This window comes from Sphingomonas sediminicola (genome assembly GCF_014489515.1).
Taxonomy (GTDB): Bacteria; Pseudomonadota; Alphaproteobacteria; order Sphingomonadales; family Sphingomonadaceae; genus Sphingomicrobium; species Sphingomicrobium sediminicola.
The window spans coordinates 1,287,096-1,304,349 of record NZ_CP060782.1 but is presented as its reverse complement, the minus strand read 5'-3'; the positions used below and the strand labels follow the sequence as shown (position 1 = coordinate 1,304,349).

Genomic DNA, 17,254 nt, shown 5'->3' with positions numbered 1-17,254 from the left:
CCGCGAGTAGAGACAAATGCAAAGAGCCGCCAACGATGTGATGCAGTCGATCGTCTTTTCGGCCGTGCTCGATGCTGTCGCCGCGCTGAAATCGGCCTCCGGCGGCCTTCCCAACCAGCTATTGCGCGACGTCCAGGCGATTCATCCGAACGTGACATTCGCCGACCTGCCGAAGGCGCTTCAGGACGCCATCGTGAACAGCACGCGCTCTGCGTTCACGCAGCTCCTGAAAGAAGGCTATGCGGTCGGACCGCGCCAGCAGATGCAGGCGCAGCGACCGATGGATCGCGTTCCGGAGCGGGATCGCAGGGTGCCCAATGATCGTCGCACGGTCCGCCATGGCCAGGGAGGCGCGGTCCGCCACGACCGGAGGGGGATGGGCCGAGCAAGGGCCCGCGCGGTCCCGGTGGGCCGGGTGGCGGTCCATCGCGTCCACGCAAGCCGCCGAAAGGGAAACCGCGGCTGTCTTAAGACCGCCGACCGAACTTTATCAGTGTGCTGCAGATCGGCTCGGGGCGCTTTCTGCAGAAATCGGGAAGCCGATCGGCTCGCCAATAGCGGATTGCTCCAGTCCTCTCTGCGAAAACCAGGAACTTGGGGTCTAATCTTAGCCATGCGGCCGTCGGAGCGGAAAGCATAGGCTCTAGGCCTCCCGAAGGATCGTCGAGCCAAATTGCTTCGTCTTCTTTTGGCGTGGCTCCGACGACGCGCGGGAAGAGATGGTCAGCCACCTGAAGCGCGCTGTCGTGATCATTGAGACGATGCAGGGCTGTCAGGCAGTAGTTCCTAGCGAGGAAGTCGGCCTTGGGGTCCAGGCAGACTGCTCTCAGGCGGACCAGATCACGCGCGTTGAACGCGGACAACATAGCCGCAATCTGGGATCGCGCCCGGTCCAATACGCCCGACGGCAATTGCCCAATCGCTTTCGCCGCGCCGTCGAAATCGCCGGTGAGTGCGTAAGCAAAGAGACGATCCCAGTGGAGACCCGGATGCTTGGGCCACCACCGAACTGCCTGCGCGAACAGTTGCTCCGCTTCTTCCTTTTCCCCGAGCAGGATCGAAGTGCGTATGACCCGCCGTAGCTTGTGGGGATGGAAGGGATCCCGGCCAGTCCGGTCCGAGCGAACTGGGACGATTCCTCGAACCTTCCGACTTTGTACAAGAGTGAGCTCAGGAAGACCGGCGTGAATGGCGCATCCGGATCGGCCTCCATGCCCGCGCGAAGGCGATCCTCGCACTCGCGGGAATAGGTCGACGGGTGGAGGAGGCACCACGGTGCGTAGGTGTCGCCGAAATCGGGCGCCATCCGAAGCGCCTTATCGGCGGCAACTCGGGCCTTCTGGACGGCTTCTTGTCGCTCCGCCTTTGGCAGAGAACTGAGGGCGAAGGCCGTGTCGTATGCGACGCCGAGCTGGGCCAGCAACCAGTCCGGATGGCTGGCGCCGATCCGGTTGGAAATCTTATAGCTGATCAGGGGATCGTCATCGGTCACCGTCACGGCAATGGTCTTCAGCTTCTCGGCGGCGAGCTCGGGAGATCTGGAGTGGCTCCTGTCGAGGACCATCAATGCGAGAACGCCCGTCAGATTGCTGGTGATCTGGGCCCCGATCTGTTCCGGCAGGGGTCCGGCGTCTGCGACAGGGCCTCATAAAGCTGTGAAAACAGCAACGTGCCGGTTCGTCGGTCCCGGAGCTGCATCAGGGCAGAATACGTATTTCCGTTGCGTCTTACGTCTCCGGACAGGACGAGGTCGGCCTTTGCTTCATCCTTTGAGGTAGCCGGCCATGCGAGTTTGCCGTGAAAGCTAGCCGCGACCATCATGTGCGAGAGGGCGTCGCCGGTCGCTGCTGCAAGTTCGCGAGTGCCGGGGTCTCCGCTGGAGGTCAGAGGCTTCAGAGCCACCAGGGGCGGCCTTGAATCTGGGCCGCCCAGCAATCGAGGAGCAAGCCAGAACCCGACCGCGATGGCGATCAGCAAAGCGGCGAAGAGCGTCCAACGCAGTGGGTGCCTTGCCGACGAGCCTTTCGCTCCTTCCTCGAGCAAGCGATAACCGGCCTTTGGCACCGTCTCGATCGAAAAGCCGCCAACTCGTTCTGCGAAATCGCGCAAGATGGAGATCGAGCGGTTGATGACGTCCTCGCCGACGATCCGCCCTCCCCAGCAGGAATCGATCAAAGTCGAGCGGGTCACGACATCACCGGTCTGACGGACGAGCGCTATCAGGACCTTCAGGTGTTGGGGCTGGATCCGCTCACGCCCGCCGGGAAATTCTGCCTCGCGGGAGAGGGGGTCGACGGTCGCGTTGCCGACGCGGAAAGGGCGTTCGGCCTCAAGGTCTACAGCAATGGTTCGCCAGGCGGCCGGACGATCCATGAAACGCCCCCTCTAGCCGCAGATTAGCAAAAATCAGGAATAAATCAGCTTTCCTCCATCGTCTGTCCCGGTCCGGCGCAGCAAGACTGCAAGGTCTGGCGTCGTCTAGGCGCCTCAAACCGGAGGGATCGCTTTGCCCCGTGAAGGCCGGGTGCTGGGGAGTTCAGCAGCATCCTTGATCACCAAATCCGATTGAAATCGGCCACATCAAGTATGGAGAAAGCAAATGAACCGCATCCTTCGTTTCATACCGGTTTCCGCGATGCTGATTGCATCCTCGATCGTCTCCGCACCGGCATCGGCGACGCCGGGATCGGGCTTCGCGCCTTCTCCCATCGTCAATGGGACTTTCGGCACGCTCACCGTCAACACTTCGAATGACAAGACCGACAAATGGGGGATGATCCTCAAGACGCTATCCAGCACCGACATCGGTGCGGATCGCTTGACCGTCCAGTCCGGAGGCTACAGCGGCTGGCATGCCCATCCGGCTCCTGTCTTCGTTACCGTCACGCAGGGGAGCATCATCTGGTACAACGGATCCGATCCGCTCTGCACGGGTACTCCGCACAGCGCAGGTGATTCCTTCATCGAAGACGCTTACGTCACTCACAACATCACAAGCGCAAGCGGCGCGGAGTTCGTAGCGGTCGTCATCAAGCCGTCGGGATTCCCGGGCCCGGCATTCCGGTTGAATCGGGACAAGCCCAATAACTGTAACTTTTAAGGTCCCGCCGCAGGGGCGGCCGGCGGCGGAGGCCTTGGGGGCTTCTGCCGCTGGCGATTTCTTGACCGGGTGAGCGCTTTCGACTAACTGCCCCCGGTCTTTTAGACACAACATCGATGATCGCGCCCGAGGGTGCACGCCGGCCAACGAGGTTTCGTTCGCCGGCGCATTTTCGTTTTGCGTCCCTACTGGGGCAGACATCGATTGGGAGACGTGAATGTTCGATAGTCTGAGCGATCGGCTCGGCAGCGTTTTTGACAGGCTTCGTGGACGCGGTGCGCTCACGGAGGCCGACGTGCGCGCAGCAATGCGCGAGGTTCGCGTTGCGCTGCTTGAGGCGGACGTCGCGCTGCCGGTAGCCCGCGACTTTGTAGACAAGGTCACCGAGCGCGCGGTCGGACAGGAAGTCATCCGCTCGGTCACGCCGGGCCAGATGGTCGTCAAGATCGTGAACGATGCGCTGATCGAAACGCTTGGTTCCGAGACTGCCGAACTGAACCTCGACGTGAACCCGCCGGCGATCATCATGATGGTCGGCCTCCAGGGCTCCGGTAAGACAACCACGACCGCCAAGCTCGCCAAGCGCCTGTCGGAGCGTGATCGCAAGCGCGTTCTGATGGCGTCGCTCGACGTCGCCCGCCCGGCCGCGCAGGAGCAGCTTGCGGTGCTGGGACGCCAGACCAACGTCGACACGCTTCCGATCGTCGTCGGCCAGCAGCCGGTCGATATTGCCAAGCGCGCGATCCAGGCCGCCAAGCTGCAGGCCTATGACGTGGTCCTGCTCGACACTGCGGGCCGTCTCCACGTCGATGACGCGCTGATGGGCGAGATGAAAGCCGTCGCGCAGGCATCGAGTCCGACCGAGACACTTCTCGTCGTCGACAGCCTGACCGGCCAGGACGCCGTCAACGTTGCCAAGGGCTTCGCAGGCGAAGTCGACCTCACCGGCGTGATCCTGACCCGATTGGACGGCGATGCACGTGGCGGCGCCGCGCTGTCGATGCGTGCAGTCACGGGCAAGCCGATCAAGTTCGCCGGTGTCGGCGAAGCGCTTGATAAGCTCGAGGCCTTTCACCCGGACCGCGTTGCCGGCCGGATCCTCGGTATGGGCGACGTTGTCAGCCTGGTTGAGCGAGCAGCTGAAACCATCGAGATGGAGGATGCGGAAAAGCTCGCGGCCAAGATGGCGAAGGGCAAGTTCGATCTCGACGATCTCTGGTCCCAGCTCAAGCAGATGCAGCGCATGGGCGGCCTAGGCGCGCTCGCGGGCATGATGCCCGGCCTCAAGGGCATGAAGGGCGCGATGGACAAGGCGCAGGATTCGAAGGCGCTGGTCCACATGGAGGCGATGCTGTCCTCGATGACCGCAAAGGAGCGGGCGAAGCCGGAAGTCGTGAACGCCAAGCGCAAGATCCGCATCGCCAAGGGCAGCGGAACGACCGTTCAGGATGTGAACAAGCTGCTGAAAATGCACCAGGAAATGTCCACGGTGATGAAGCGGCTGAAGAAGATGGGCGGGCTGGGCAAGCTTGCGGCGATGTTCGGCGGCGGCGGGGCCTTGGTGGTCTCGGCGGCGCGGGCGGTGCCGGTGGATTGCCCGGATTAGGCGGAGGCGGAAGCCCGGCTTTGCCAGGTCTCGGCGGCGGTCAGCCGTTCAACCTGCCCCAGGTTTCGACAAGTTTAGCAAGAAATAATAGAGACTTAGAAGAAGGATCGAAGAAATGGCAGTAGCAATTCGTCTAGCCCGCGGTGGGTCCAAGAAGCGCCCCTATTATCGGATCGTCGTTGCCGACAGTCGCAATGCCCGCGATGGCCGCTTCATCGAGAAGGTCGGCACCTACAACCCGCTGCTGGCGAAGGATTCGCCGGAGCGCGTGAAGCTCGACGGCGAGCGTATCACGCACTGGCTGTCGGTTGGCGCCAAGCCGTCGGACCGCGTCCTGCGTTTCCTCGATGCCGCCGGCATCAAGGAGCGTCCTGCCCGCAACAACCCGAAGAAGGCCGAGCCGGGCGAGAAGGCCAAGGAGCGCGTCGAAGAGCGTGCGAAGCGCGCTGCGGACGCTGAAGCCGCTGCTGCCGAGGCCGCTGCTGCTCCGGCGGAAGAGGCTGTGACCGAGGAAACTCCGGTTGAAGCGCCTGCTGAGGAAGTTGTGGCTGAAGAGGCAGCCGCCGAAGCTCCGGTCGCTGAAGAAGCCGAAGCACCGGCGGAGGAAGTTCCGGCGGAAGCCGAAGCCGCCGCTGAAGAAGCTCCGGTTGCTGAAGAAGCTGCTGCTGAGCCGGCCGAAGGCGCTGCCGAAGACGCTCCAGCTGAGGGCGCCGAGACTTCGGAACAGCCGACTGCCGAGGCAGAAGGCGTTTCGGCTGAGGAGCCGGCCGAGGGTTCGACCGAGGATGCTCCTGCCGAGGGCGCCGAGAAGGCCGAGCAGGCCTAGCCCGATCCAATGACCGACAAGCGCGTCGCACTCGCCGCTGTGGCCGGCGCGCATGGCGTGAAGGGCGAGGTTCGGCTGAAGCTGTTTTCGGATAGCGCAGCCAGCCTCGCCCGGCATGAAGAGGTCTACGTGGGCGGTGCCATGCGCCGCCTTCTTTTTGCCCGCGATGGTGGCAAGACCGCGATCGCGCGCTTTGAGGGCATTGGCGATCGGTCGTCAGCCGAAGCCCTTCGCGGGTCTCTCGTCGAGGTCGATCGCTCGGCACTCCCACCGCTCGAAGAGGGCGAGTACTACCATTCGGACCTGGTCGGGCTCGCTTGCGTCGACCGCGAGGGTCAATCAGTTGGCACCGTCGTTGCGGTTGAGAACTTCGGCGCGGGTGACCTGCTCGAAGTCGAGCTGCCCGATGGAAAGCGCTCATTGATCCCGTTCCGCGACGGCATTGCGGATCTCGATGAAGGCCGCGTCGTCCTCGATCCCCAGTTCCTAGCGTAGGATTGGTCGGTCTTTCGCCAGGTCGTTGCGGATTGTTGTCGCTGCGACGCCGCCTTCACCCATCGCATGGCTGATCTGGTCCAGGCCGATTACCACGTCTCCCGCGGCGTAAAGACCTGGAACGCTGGTTCGTTGGCGGGTATCGACGCCAATGCATCCCTGTTCGTTGAGACGCGCTCCGACCTGTTCGGCAAGCTGGTTATGCGTGTCGCTCCCAAGGGCCGGATAAACACTGTCGAACGTGAAATGCCCTTCGGCCGTATCTACGACGATGCACTTGTCCGAAATGGCAACGGCCTGTGCGGGCCCGTCGATGCAGTGGATCCCGGCCGCTTTCAACTTCTCCTGGTCTTCCGGCGTCAGGCTGAGCGCCTTGTCTGGAGCGATCAGGGTTACAGCCGGCGTGAAGCTCCGGAGGAAGACCGCCTCCGCGACGCCACGGCTATCGCTTCCAATCACGCCGACATTTTTATCGGTTACCTCATAGCCATCGCAGATAGGGCAATAGCGAATCAGGCCTTTGGCAAGCGCTTCATCATGCAGTTCCTCGTCCATTGGCGGACGACGGTTCTTGACCCCTGTGGCCAGCAGCACGGTCTTCGTTTTCACCGAGCCTGAGCCCCAGGTCGCGCAAAAGCCTTCGTTGGTCTTGTCGAGACGGGTCACATAGTCCCGTTCGATCCGGGCGCCGTAGCGATGCGCTTGCTCTCGCATCAGCCGCACGAGCTCCTTGCCGCTGATCCCGTCCGGATAGCCGGCATGATTGTGCGTGCAGGGAATGCTCTCCGCGCGGCCCTTGCCATCGTCCACCACGAGGATGTCGAGATGGAAGCGCGCGAGATAGATCGCGGCGGTCAGCCCGGCGGGTCCTCCGCCGATGATCAGGCAGTCGAGTTGTTCGGCCATTCCCGCCCAATGGATTGCCGCAACAGCGGTTCCCGACTAGCCCGCCTGCATGGCCTTCACCGCGTCCGTTCTGACCCTCTATCCGGAGATGTTTCCGGGTCCGCTGGGCGTCAGCCTCGCAGGCAGGGCGCTGGGCGAGAGCACCTGGTCGCTCGAGACTGTTCAAATCCGTGACTTCGCCTCCGACAAGCACCGGAGTGTTGACGATACGCCAGCAGGGGCGGGGCGGGGATGGTTCTCAAGCCGGATGTGCTGGCCGCAGCGGTGGACAGCGTGGCCGACGGCCGCCCGATCCTCGCGCTTACGCCTCGCGGGAAGCCGCTGAGCCAGGAGCGCGTTCGCGAATTGGCGTCAGGCGAGGGCGTCATTCTCCTCTGCGGCCGTTTCGAGGGATTCGATGAGCGAATCTTCGAAGCCCGCGACATCGAAGCGGTCTCGATCGGCGATTACGTCCTCTCCGGCGGAGAGCTTGGGGCGATGGTGATCCTCGATGCTTGCGTGAGACTGCTTCCCGGGTAATGGGCGCGGCCTCCAGCGGTGAGGAGGAGAGCTTCGAAGCGGGGCTACTCGAATATCCGCACTATACCCGACCAGTAACATGGGAAGGACGCACGATCCCCGAAGTGCTGCGGTCGGGGGATCATGCGAAGATCGCCGCGTGGAGACACGCAAAAGCGGTCGAAGATACACGGCTAAGGCGGCCGGACCTGATCGAGCGCCACGGGGGCGCATCGCAGGCACCGCCCTCTGGCGCGCAGCGTGAAGATAGAGCGAGTAAGAAATGAACCTGATCGAGACTCTTGAACGTGAAGCCATTGAAGCGCTGACCGCCGACAAGAAGGTCCCCGAATTCCGCCCTGGTGATACCCTCCGCGTTGGCGTGAAGGTCATCGAAGGTGACCGCAGCCGCGTCCAGGCGTTCGAAGGCGTTTGCATCGCCCGCTCGAATAAGGGCGTCGGTTCCAGCTTCACCGTCCGGAAGATCAGCTTCGGCGAAGGCGTCGAGCGCGTTTTCCCACTCTACTCGCCGGCCATCGATTCGATCGAGGTTGTTCGTCGCGGCGCAGTCCGTCGGGCGAAGCTTTACTATCTCCGTGGCCGTCGTGGTAAGTCGGCTCGTATCGCCGAGCGCCGCGACCCTCGCCGCGAAGAGGCGAAGCAGGCCGAAAAGACCGACGCTTAAGGTTCAGTCGCGGCGCGACTTGATCGCGCTGCGATCCACCAGCTTCGTGTACAAATGCCACGTGGCGTAGCCCAGCCACGGGAGCACAGCCGCGAGTCCCACGAACAGTGGGATCGAGCCGATCACGAGCAGCGCGGCAACGGTCACGCCCCATCGGAACATCACGCCCGGGTTCGCCCGGGCGGCGCGCCATGACGTGGAAACGGCCTCGGCTGCGCTGATGTCGCAATCCACGAGCATCGGCATGGACACCACGCTGAGTCCCAGCACCAGCGCTGCGAAGCCAAGCCCGATTGCGTTTCCGATCAGGATCAGCGCCCATCCCTCGGGGGTGGTGAACACTCGCGAGAGGAATGCTCCGATCGACGGCGGCTCCCACCATCCAAAGAGGGCGACGTAGAGCCCGCTGGCGACGAAAACCCAGGCTACGAAGATCCCGAGCAGCAGAGCTCCGACGATCGCGATCTCGTCAGCTCCCGGCCGCTTCCGAACGTCGAGGAAGTGCTGCCAGTTCGAATGGAGGCCACTCTCCCTCCGGCGCGCCATTTCGTAGAAGCCGAGAGCGGCGACTGGTCCCATCAGTCCGACCCCGGCGATGATCGGGAATAGCAGCGGCAGCAGGGCGCCACCCATGACCGCTGTCGCAGCCACGACTCCGACCAGGACATAGATCAGACCGACGAAGATCAGGTCCCCTCGCATGTCCATGAAATCCGCCCAGCCTTCGCTAAGAGCGGCATCGGCGTCGGCGCTGGTGATGCGGCGGACCGGAGTCGCAGATTTGGATTTGGGCGATGCGGAAACGGTTGTTGCGGACACCGAAGACCTCCCTTCGAACAAAGGGCGCGTCTCGCGAACTGCGCGGGGCGCGTCGCTGGAACCGACTCCATTACCAAAGAATCGAAACGGATTCGACGGGCGAGGGTTGCTGCCCCTTGGTAAAGCGGACCGACAACACTAGGTGCGTGCCCGCAACGGAGGATTGAAATGGGCTATCGGGTCGCAGTTGTCGGAGCGACGGGCAATGTCGGGCGGGAGATGCTGAACATCCTCGCCGAGCGGCAATTCCCGCTGGATGAGGTCGCGGCCGTCGCATCTGCGCGCTCGACGGGCGACATCATCGACTTCGGCGACAGCGGGCAGGAGCTCAAGGTCAAGAATCTCGAGCATTTCGATTTCAGCGGCTGGGACATCGCTTTGTTTGCGGCCGGCTCGGAAGTCAGCAAGGTCCACGCACTGCGTGCCGCTCAGGCTGGTTGCACGGTCATCGACAACAGCTCGCTGTTCCGGATGGACCCGGACGTTCCGCTGATCGTGCCGGAGGTGAATGCCGAAGCGATTTCCGGCTACACCCGCAAGAATATCATCGCGAACCCCAACTGTTCGACCGCTCAGCTTGTGGTCGCTCTCAAGCCGCTTCACGACGCCGCGAAGATCAAGCGTGTCGTGGTCGCGACCTATCAGTCGGTCTCTGGTGCCGGCAAAGAGGGCATGGACGAGCTATTCGAGCAGTCGCGCAACATCTTTGTCGGCGACGCGAACGAGCCGAGGAAGTTCACCAAGCAGATCGCCTTCAACGTTATCCCGCACATCGACAGCTTCCTGGACGACGGCTCGACCAAGGAAGAATGGAAGATGGTGGTCGAGACCAAGAAGATTCTCGACCCCTCGATCAAGCTGACCGCGACCTGTGTGCGCGTTCCTGTCTTTGTCGGTCACAGCGAAGCGGTGAACATCGAGTTCGAGAACGAGATTTCTGCCGAAGAGGCGCGTGACATCCTGCGCGAAGCACCGGGGGTGATGGTCGTCGATAAGCGCGAGGACGGCGGCTACGTCACGCCGGTCGAAGCGGTCGGTGAATATGCGACCTATGTCTCCCGAATCCGCGAGGATTCGACAGTCGAGAACGGGCTCAGCCTGTGGGTGGTCAGTGACAATCTCCGCAAGGGCGCGGCGCTGAACGCCGTGCAGATCGCCGAGCTTCTCGGCCGCAAGCATTTGCAGAAGGCCGCCTAACCCAATAGCCTCGCTTCCTTTACGGGAGGTAGCGATGCGCGTCTTCGTTCTATGCCTTGGCATTCTCGCCATTGCCGCCTGCAAGCAGGCGCCGGCCGGGCATGCGGCGGTGACCAAGGCGGAGGCGGCAACGATCGCCGAGCAGGCCGAAGCGAATTTCACAACCGGCAAGGTCGACGATGTCATGCGGCAATATGCCGAAGGCGCCGTCCTGTTCGACGCCGGGCATCCCACCTTGAGCACCGACAGGAAAGTCCAAACCGGCTGGGCGCGGGACTTTGTCAGCATGAAGCCCGCGGACTATCACGTCCCTGACCGGCAAATTCAGTTGCTCGGTCCCGATGCGTTCATAAGTTCGGGTACCGAAGTCTTCACCATCGAGTCCGGAACCACTCGACCGACGCTTAGCGCTCGGTTCACCGACGTATTTCAGCGCCAGCCAGACGGAAGTTGGAAAATCGTCCACGAGCACGTCTCGCTGCCGCCGGCGTCGCAAGGCAATTAGGCCCTAGGGCTGGTCGCCCCAGTAGCGAAGCAGGTTCGCCTGTATTAGCTGCATCCGGCTGAAGTTCTCCGGATCCATCTTCAGGCCCTCGAGTGCCGCGACTTCGTTCAGCTCGAACAGCATGTGCCGCTGGAAGGGATCTTTCACTCGGCTCTGAATGAAGGTGATCGCCACGAGCCTCTCTCCCTGCGTGACCGGCTCGACCTCGTGGAGCGTGTCCGACGGGTAGACGATTGCCTGGCCGGGCTTCAGCTTGAACCGCATGCTCCCGTCCGACAGCCGGACGTGGAGCGCGCCGCCCTCATAATCCCCGGGCTCGTTGAGGAAGATCGTGCAGCTGAGGTCGCTACGCACCGTCCCGTGCGGAAGTTGCAGATAGGCGGCATCGGCATGCGCGCCATAGTGCATCCCCGGCTTGTAGCGGGTCAGCAGCGGCGGAGCGATTTGCGCGGGGAATGCGAACTCGCGGAACTCGTCACTACGCATCATGGCCTGGAGGACGAGCTTCGCGCTCCGTTCGTAGGCGGCCGCCTCATGGAGCTGCTCGTTCTGCTTCGCCTTGTTGTGCGGGTTGCTGATCTTGCCGTGAACGAAGGTCGCATTGGCCGCAATCTGGCGGCATTCCGTGACTTCCTCCGGCGTCAGTATGTCCAGCACCCGATACATTCAGCTCTCCGCCTGCGCCCGGTCGAGGGCCTTCCGAAGCAAGGGCGCTGTTTCGGCCGCCGCGTCGAGCATGGCAAGCGCACTTTCGATGTCAGTACGATGGTTCCGTTCCGCCTCGGCCAGCAACTCGCGACGCAGCTCCGGGCTGTATTCGTACTCGGTGGCCTTCGAGTAGCGGCGAGTGAGCGGCCCATTGGCGATCTCGGCCAGGCGCTCGGCCGTCGCGGGGAACGCGAAGAAGCCGGCAAGCTTTCTCAGGAATCCATCCAGGTCACAGAGGACGCGGTCGAAATCGGCCCACAAGATGTTGGCTCCTTCCGCCGATTCCAGCGCGACCATTTCGCAGGCCCAAGCCGCCGCCGCGAGGTCGGCTTCGCTACGCGGAGCAGAAAGATTCACGCCTCGTGCGACCAGGCGGCCGGTACGCTGCTCCGACCGTCCGGCCAACTCCTTCCGTGAGTTCTCGCCCGCCAGGATCCCGGAGATGAAGGAGCGAGGCGTGGCGTAGAGGAATAGCGCGGGTTCTCCCTCCACCATCAACTCGCCCGCGATTTCGCTGACGAAGCTCGTCGCCTTGATTAGTGCCGCGCCATTCGGCTCGAAGGTCCGGGAGAACAGGGCCTGCAGCGTTGGGATGAACCGTGCCCGCACGTCTCGCGGAAGAAAGTCAGGTCGCGGAGAGCGCGCGGCTCGCGAACGGACAGAATCCCGTCCAGTTCGCCAAGCAGGCGCGCGATCAGGGTCGAGCCGACATGGCTGATGTGGAAGATCCAGCGTGCGTCGCGGCGAGCATCCACTGGGACCGAGTCTGCGATATTTCCCCAAGGAAGCAGGTGCGTGACGCGGTGCTGCTGCTGGAACATCCGATCATCGAGAAAGCTCGCCGAGCGATAGTTTTCCGGCGTCATCTCGACGAACCGCACTAGCCCAGCGCGAGGGTCGACCGCCTGGCCCAGCCAGCGGGCGTCCTTCCAAATCTCTTCCGCAGGCGGTGCGCTGGACATGCCGCCCCTTAGCCGCGCAAATGGTGATGCTCCAAGGGAGGATGTTTTGCCCGACGAAATGACTGGCGGCTGCGCGTGCGGGCGGGTCCGCTACACGGTGAAGATCGCCAACGATGACGCCTATCTCTGCCATTGCCGGATGTGCCAGCGGGCGACGGGCTCGGTCTCAGTCGCATTCAAGAACGTCAAGCAGGCGGACGTCGCATGGGAGCATCAGCCCGACTGGTACGACAGCTCTCCGATCGGGAAGCGGCCCTACTGCCGCGAGTGCGGAACTTCGCTGGGCTACCAGTACAAGGAAGGCAGCGAGAACATGGACCTGACGGTCGCGAGCTTCGACGATCCGTCACGCTTCAGGCCGAGGCACCATTTCGGAGCGGAGAGCATCCAGCGCCCTTGGCTCAATACTGATGGCCTGCCGGAATACAAGAGCAGCGACTACGACGTGCTCGTCAACAAGTGGATCGAGGCCACTGGGATGATGCCGGAATGAATGATGCCGTCCTCAATCGCTGGACCACTTCCGACGGTGTTGAGCTCGCCTATTACGAGGTGGGCGAGGGCAGGCCGGTCATCCTGCTGCACGGGCTCTTCTCCAGTGCCCAGATGAACTGGATCAAGTTCGGCCATGCCGATCGCATCGCGTCCGAGGGTTTGCGAGTGATCATGCCGGACCTGCGGGCTCACGGGGAAAGCGGCAAGCCACACGACCCGGCGAAATATTCGGCGGACATCCTCGTCCGCGACCTCAAGGAACTCATTGCCCATTTGAAGCTCGAGCGCTTCGATCTCGGCGGCTTTTCGCTGGGGGCGCGGACGACCATCGATGCTGTGAGCAGCGGTGTCCAGCCGGAACGTGCGATCCTGTCCGGCACCGGCGTGAAGGTGCTGACCAACTGGGATCGTCGGAGCAGCTTCTTCCTCGAGGCGATCGACCGGTTCGACCAGGCGCGGCGCGGCGATCCGTATTGGCTCTCGATCCAGTTCATGCGCACGATGAAGGTTGATCGCGTAGCTGCGGCGCTCCTGCTCAAGGCGCTCGGCGATCATCCGAGCCCCGAACAGGCGCTTGCCGCCTTCACCATGCCGACACTCGTCGTCTGCGGAAGCGAGGACCATGATAATGGGTCCGCGCGCGAGTTCGCCTCGGCGCTTCCCAACGCTCGCTATGAGGAGATCCCGGGCACGCACATGAGTTCGGTGACCAAGCCTGATCTTGGCGAAAAGATCGCGGAGTTTCTCGCGGCCGTTTGAAGAGCAAAGTTGACCGCTTGACGAAAGGGCTTGCCGGTTCCACTCGGCACGCCTCCGGAGACGTCCAAAATTGGGGAGAGTTGAATCCATGAAATTTGCTGCTTCCGTGTCGCTTGCGGCGCTTGCGTTGGCTGGTTGCGCCGCCAATACGTCTTCGACCTCGCCGGTCGCCGAAGTTCCGGCGACCGCCGCCGCTGCGCCGGCTCCTGCCGCCAATGCGTTGCCCTATCCGCAGACCCCTGAGGGTGCTCGCCAGTTCATTGCCGACGTCGAAAAGGACCTGTTCGACCTCAACGTGATCACCCAGCACGCCGCCTGGGTGAACAACACTTACATCAACGAGGATACGGACGCGCTAAACGCCTACTTCGGGACGATCACGACCGAGAAAGGCGTCAAATATGCGACTCAGGCAGCGCAATATTTGCAGGTGCAGGGTCTCGACGCTGACACTGCTCGCAAGCTGAATATCCTGCGCGGCGCGCTCGTTCTTGCGGCGCCTTCGACACCGGGCGCGGCCGCCGAGCTCAACGACATTTCGACCCGCCTGCAATCGACCTACGGCAAGGGCCGCGCGATGCATAAGGGCAAAGTCATCACCGGGGACGATGCGGAAGCCCTGATGGGCGAGCTTCGCAATCCCGCCGAACTGAAGGAAGTCTGGCAAAGCTGGCATGAGAATGTCGGCCGCCCGATGCGCAACGACTACACGCGCATGGTCGAGATCGCGAACCAGGGCGCGAAGGAGCTCGGTTACGCCGACACGGGCGCGATGTGGCGCTCGCAGTACGATATGTCGCCCGAGGAATTCTCGGCGATGTATGATCGCCTGTGGGCGGAGACGAAGCCGCTCTACAATCAGCTCCACTGCTACACGCGGACAAAGCTCAACCAGAAGTATGGGAACGCAGTGCAGCCCGCGACCGGCCCGATCCGTGCCGACCTGCTCGGAAACATGTGGGCCCAGGAATGGGGCAACATCTACGACGTTGTGGCGCCGAAGGGCTCGGGCGACGTCGGCTATGATATCGGTAAGCTGCTGGAGGGGCAGAAGAAGACGCCTCTCGACATGTTCAAGATCGGCGAGGGCTTCTACAGCTCGCTCGGCTTCGCGCCGCTGCCCAAGACCTTCTGGGAGCGGACGCAGTTCACCCGGCCGCGCGACCGCGAAGTGGTCTGCCACGCATCGGCTTGGGACGTCGACAACAAGGACGACCTGCGCATCAAGATGTGCACCAAGGTCAACTCGGACGACTTCGTGACCATCCACCACGAGATGGGTCACAACTATTATCAGCGCGCCTACAACCAGCAGCCGTACCTGTATCTCAACGGAGCCAATGACGGCTTCCACGAGGCGATCGGCGACTTTGTCGCGCTTTCGATCACACCCCAATATTTGGTGCAGATCGGATTGCTTGATCCAAAGAAGGTCCCCGACGAGAGCAAGGACACAGGCCTCCTTCTGCGGCAGGCAATGGACAAGGTCGCCTTCCTTCCGTTCGGCCTGCTCGTCGACAAGTGGCGCTGGGGCGTGTTCAACGGCTCGATCACGCCGGCGAACTACAACCAGGCCTGGGTCGACCTGAAGCGCGAGTATCAGGGCATCACGCCGCCGGTCGCTCGTTCGGAAGCGGACTTCGATCCGGGCGCCAAGTTCCACATTCCGGGGAACACGCCATACGCGCGTTACTTCCTCGCGCGGATCCTTCAGTTCCAGTTCTACAAGGCGGCCTGCGATATCTCGGGCTGGAAAGGCCCGCTCCACCGCTGCAGCTTCTACGGCAACAAAGAAGTCGGCCAGCGGCTGAATGCAATGCTGGCGATGGGCGCATCGAAGCCATGGCCTGATGCGCTTCAGGCATTCACCGGCAGCCGCGAAATGTCGGCAAAGCCGATGCTCGAATATTTTGCGCCCCTTCAGCGCTGGCTAGAAGAGCAGAATCGCGGGAAGCAGTGCGGCTGGTAAGCAGATAAGAGAAGGGGCGCCGCGAGGCGCCCCTTCGAATGCGTGGGCGTGGTATCAGGAGATTGCGCCCGATCCCGAACCCGTATGAGCGCCGAGCGAGGCGTTGCCGCCGCCCGTTTCGCTCATGCCGCTAGAGCTCTTGCTCCGCGTGCTTGTGCTGCGCGAGCCCGTCGAACGCGAGGACGTGCTTCCCGTCGCTGCGCCGCCCGTAGCGAACTCTTCCTCCAAGTCACCGGAACGCATGCTCTCGGTCCACTCACTGATCTGATCGCTGAGGTTACTCAGCTGCTCGCTGATCTGGTTGCGCTTCGACCAGAGGAACACACCCGCGCCGACAGACGCCGCGGCGACCGCAGCTGCTGTCATCGGTCGTTCCTTGACCGTGCTCATCCAATCGCTGCTGTACTGGTTGCGACCCGTGGGGTTGTTGTTACGGCCGCGATTGCTGGTTCTCGACATCTCCAATCTCCTCCTACTTTCGTTGTGAAAACAACGCGCTGGACCGAACAGCGTTTCGGCCCAGCGACAGGGGAGACTGGAGAGCGACAGACGCCGAAAGTCAGAGCTGTTCGAGCAATGTCTCAGCGCTGGAAGCACGGTATTCGCCCGGAGCTTCGACGTTCAGCTGTTCGACGACGCCGTCGTTGACGAGCATCGAATAGCGCTGGCTGCGCTTGCCCATGCCGAACTTGCTGGCATCCATCGATAATCCAACTGCGTCGGCGAATGCGCCGTTCCCGTCGGCGATCATGGTGATATCGCTCGATCCGTCAGCCTTGCCCCAGGCGGACATGACGAACGGGTCGTTGACGGAGATGCAAGCGATCTCGTCGACGCCCTTGGCCTTCAGGTCGGACGCCTTGTCGACGTAGGACGGAAGGTGGCGTGCCGAGCAGGTCGGCGTGTAGGCGCCAGGCACCGCGAACAGCGCGACGCGGCGGCCGCTGAAGAATTCTCCGGTGGTGGTTTGTTCCGGGCCATCCGGGGTCGCAACGGTAAGCGTTACATCTGGCAGGCGGTCGCCGACATTGATCGTCATTTCTTGTCTCCTCGAGGCATTGCGCTTGAAGCCCCTACAGCCGCGATGGGTTCCCCCTCAAGGCTTGCCCGTTACGGCTGTGCGGCTCATTACGGATTCATGGAAGAGCCGCGTTTTCTTTCGGGCAAGCTATTGCTTGCGATGCCCGGAATGGCCGATCCGCGTTTCGAGCGGGCAGTGATTGCCGTTTGCGTCCACGACGAGAATGGTGCGGTCGGGATCGGCATCGGTCACAAGCGTGCCGGAATGCGGTTCCGCGCACTTCTGGAGCAGCTGGACATCGACGCCGGCAAGGCGCCGGACTGCGCCGTGCACCATGGAGGACCGGTAGAGCCGGGGCGGGGCTTCGTGCTTCATTCCACGGACTGGGGCGGACAGGACTCGCTCCAGGTCAACGGGCCGGATGGGGCAGTGTTCGCAATGACCGGCACGATCGATGTCCTGAAAGCGATCGCGGAGGGAAAAGGACCATCGCAATGGGTGGTCGCGCTTGGCTATGCCGGCTGGGGTGAAGGTCAGCTCGACGAGGAGATGACGCGGCATGGCTGGTTTGCGGCGGAGAGTAGCAAGAAGCTGCTCTTCGACACGCCGGCGGATGAACGCTGGGCAGCGGCCTTCAAGGCGCAAGGTGTCGACCCGAGGCTGCTCTCCAGCGAAACAGGGGTCGCCTAGCTCTCTGTTCATC

General features: G+C 62.7%; 19 protein-coding genes and 3 pseudogenes. 13 read left to right on the top strand and 9 right to left on the bottom strand.

Translation table 11 applies throughout. The features are described 5' to 3' along the window. Positions 1-16: 16 nt before the first annotated feature. Positions 17-640, top strand: coding sequence for a hypothetical protein (locus H9L14_RS06950; protein WP_187709734.1), 624 nt, complete (start codon positions 17-19; stop codon positions 638-640). 186 nt (positions 641-826) lie between these two features. Here the strand turns inward: H9L14_RS06950 and H9L14_RS06945 are convergent, their stop codons facing one another. Together H9L14_RS06945 and H9L14_RS06940 are read right to left on the bottom strand one after the other, a co-directional pair. After that, positions 827-1,564, bottom strand: coding sequence for a tetratricopeptide repeat protein (locus tag H9L14_RS06945; protein ID WP_187709733.1), 738 nt, complete (start codon positions 1,562-1,564; stop codon positions 827-829). A gap of 17 nt (positions 1,565-1,581) precedes the next feature. Continuing rightward, complete coding sequence (locus tag H9L14_RS06940; RefSeq protein WP_187709732.1) at positions 1,582-2,373, bottom strand: winged helix-turn-helix domain-containing protein; 792 nt, start codon at positions 2,371-2,373, stop codon at positions 1,582-1,584. A 226-nt stretch (positions 2,374-2,599) separates the two neighbouring features. Between H9L14_RS06940 and H9L14_RS06935 the strand changes: the two genes are divergently transcribed. The 4 genes and pseudogenes from H9L14_RS06935 (at position 2,600) to rimM (ending at position 6,027) form a co-directional block, all read left to right on the top strand. Continuing rightward, a complete protein-coding gene (locus H9L14_RS06935; RefSeq protein ID WP_187709731.1) occupies positions 2,600-3,100 on the top strand; it encodes a cupin domain-containing protein in 501 nt (166 codons plus the stop codon). A 217-nt stretch (positions 3,101-3,317) separates the two neighbouring features. Continuing rightward, positions 3,318-4,794 (top strand): annotated as a pseudogene (gene ffh, locus H9L14_RS06930) (signal recognition particle protein). Positions 4,795-4,821: 27 nt separating this feature from the next. Continuing rightward, a pseudogene (rpsP, locus tag H9L14_RS06925) lies at positions 4,822-5,274 on the top strand (30S ribosomal protein S16); the annotation flags it as partial. 267 nt (positions 5,275-5,541) lie between these two features. After that, on the top strand, positions 5,542-6,027 hold the full coding sequence (gene rimM / locus H9L14_RS06920; protein ID WP_187709730.1) for a ribosome maturation factor RimM: 486 nt from the start codon (positions 5,542-5,544) through the stop codon (positions 6,025-6,027). Here the strand turns inward: rimM and H9L14_RS06915 are convergent. Beyond that, a complete protein-coding gene (locus tag H9L14_RS06915) occupies positions 6,019-6,933 on the bottom strand; it encodes an NAD(P)/FAD-dependent oxidoreductase (RefSeq protein ID WP_187709729.1) in 915 nt (304 codons plus the stop codon). The two genes, rimM and H9L14_RS06915, sit on opposite strands and share 9 nt — an antisense overlap. 49 nt (positions 6,934-6,982) lie before the next feature. On the opposite strand from H9L14_RS06915, the pseudogene trmD reads away from it, so the two are divergent. Beyond that, positions 6,983-7,718: pseudogene (trmD, locus tag H9L14_RS06910) on the top strand (tRNA (guanosine(37)-N1)-methyltransferase TrmD). Further along, positions 7,715-8,116: a 50S ribosomal protein L19 gene (gene rplS, locus H9L14_RS06905; RefSeq protein WP_187709728.1), complete on the top strand. Its 402-nt coding sequence runs from the start codon at positions 7,715-7,717 to the stop codon at positions 8,114-8,116. Before trmD ends, rplS begins: the two are co-directional and overlap by 4 nt. A 3-nt stretch (positions 8,117-8,119) precedes the next feature. Here rplS and H9L14_RS06900 read toward each other — a convergent pair whose 3' ends face one another. Then, a complete protein-coding gene (locus tag H9L14_RS06900) occupies positions 8,120-8,935 on the bottom strand; it encodes a DUF2189 domain-containing protein (protein ID WP_222949951.1) in 816 nt (271 codons plus the stop codon). 168 nt (positions 8,936-9,103) lie between these two features. Here H9L14_RS06900 and H9L14_RS06895 point away from each other — a divergent pair, with 168 nt between their 5' ends. Together H9L14_RS06895 and H9L14_RS06890 are read left to right on the top strand one after the other, a co-directional pair. Next, complete coding sequence (locus tag H9L14_RS06895) at positions 9,104-10,132, top strand: aspartate-semialdehyde dehydrogenase (RefSeq protein WP_187709727.1); 1,029 nt, start codon at positions 9,104-9,106, stop codon at positions 10,130-10,132. A gap of 34 nt (positions 10,133-10,166) precedes the next feature. Beyond that, positions 10,167-10,637, top strand: a complete 471-nt coding sequence (locus tag H9L14_RS06890) for a YybH family protein (protein WP_187709726.1) — start codon at positions 10,167-10,169, stop codon at positions 10,635-10,637. A 3-nt stretch (positions 10,638-10,640) separates the two neighbouring features. Here H9L14_RS06890 and H9L14_RS06885 read toward each other — a convergent pair whose 3' ends face one another. From H9L14_RS06885 to H9L14_RS06875, 3 genes are read right to left on the bottom strand one after another with little or no spacing between them, the layout of a single operon-like run. Beyond that, positions 10,641-11,303, bottom strand: a complete 663-nt coding sequence (locus H9L14_RS06885; protein WP_187709725.1) for a Fe2+-dependent dioxygenase — start codon at positions 11,301-11,303, stop codon at positions 10,641-10,643. Beyond that, a complete protein-coding gene (locus H9L14_RS06880; protein ID WP_187709724.1) occupies positions 11,304-11,954 on the bottom strand; it encodes a hypothetical protein in 651 nt (216 codons plus the stop codon). Beyond that, positions 11,882-12,307: a hypothetical protein gene (locus tag H9L14_RS06875; protein ID WP_187709723.1), complete on the bottom strand. Its 426-nt coding sequence runs from the start codon at positions 12,305-12,307 to the stop codon at positions 11,882-11,884. The genes H9L14_RS06880 and H9L14_RS06875 overlap by 73 nt, the downstream gene beginning before the upstream one ends. Positions 12,308-12,353: 46 nt before the next feature. Between H9L14_RS06875 and H9L14_RS06870 the strand changes: the two genes are divergently transcribed. From H9L14_RS06870 to H9L14_RS06860, 3 genes are all read left to right on the top strand, one after another. Then, complete coding sequence (locus H9L14_RS06870) at positions 12,354-12,800, top strand: GFA family protein (protein ID WP_187709722.1); 447 nt, start codon at positions 12,354-12,356, stop codon at positions 12,798-12,800. After that, positions 12,797-13,561 (top strand): alpha/beta fold hydrolase, encoded by a 765-nt coding sequence (locus H9L14_RS06865; RefSeq protein WP_187709721.1) that lies wholly within the window; start codon positions 12,797-12,799, stop codon positions 13,559-13,561. Before H9L14_RS06870 ends, H9L14_RS06865 begins: the two co-directional genes overlap by 4 nt. Positions 13,562-13,649: 88 nt before the next feature. Then, positions 13,650-15,530 carry a M2 family metallopeptidase gene (locus H9L14_RS06860; RefSeq protein ID WP_187709720.1) on the top strand — a complete coding sequence of 627 codons (1,881 nt, stop codon included), beginning with the start codon at positions 13,650-13,652 and terminating at the stop codon, positions 15,528-15,530. A 54-nt stretch (positions 15,531-15,584) separates the two neighbouring features. Here H9L14_RS06860 and H9L14_RS06855 read toward each other — a convergent pair whose 3' ends face one another. Together H9L14_RS06855 and H9L14_RS06850 are read right to left on the bottom strand one after the other, a co-directional pair. Beyond that, on the bottom strand, positions 15,585-15,989 hold the full coding sequence (locus H9L14_RS06855) for a hypothetical protein (RefSeq protein WP_187709719.1): 405 nt from the start codon (positions 15,987-15,989) through the stop codon (positions 15,585-15,587). A 100-nt stretch (positions 15,990-16,089) separates the two neighbouring features. Further along, on the bottom strand, positions 16,090-16,569 hold the full coding sequence (locus tag H9L14_RS06850; protein WP_187709718.1) for a peroxiredoxin: 480 nt from the start codon (positions 16,567-16,569) through the stop codon (positions 16,090-16,092). Between the two features lie 99 nt (positions 16,570-16,668). Here H9L14_RS06850 and H9L14_RS06845 point away from each other — a divergent pair, with 99 nt between their 5' ends. Continuing rightward, the gene (locus H9L14_RS06845; RefSeq protein WP_187709717.1) at positions 16,669-17,241 is read left to right on the top strand and encodes a YqgE/AlgH family protein; all 573 of its coding nucleotides are present in this window, start codon (positions 16,669-16,671) and stop codon (positions 17,239-17,241) included. Positions 17,242-17,254 lie beyond the last annotated feature (13 nt).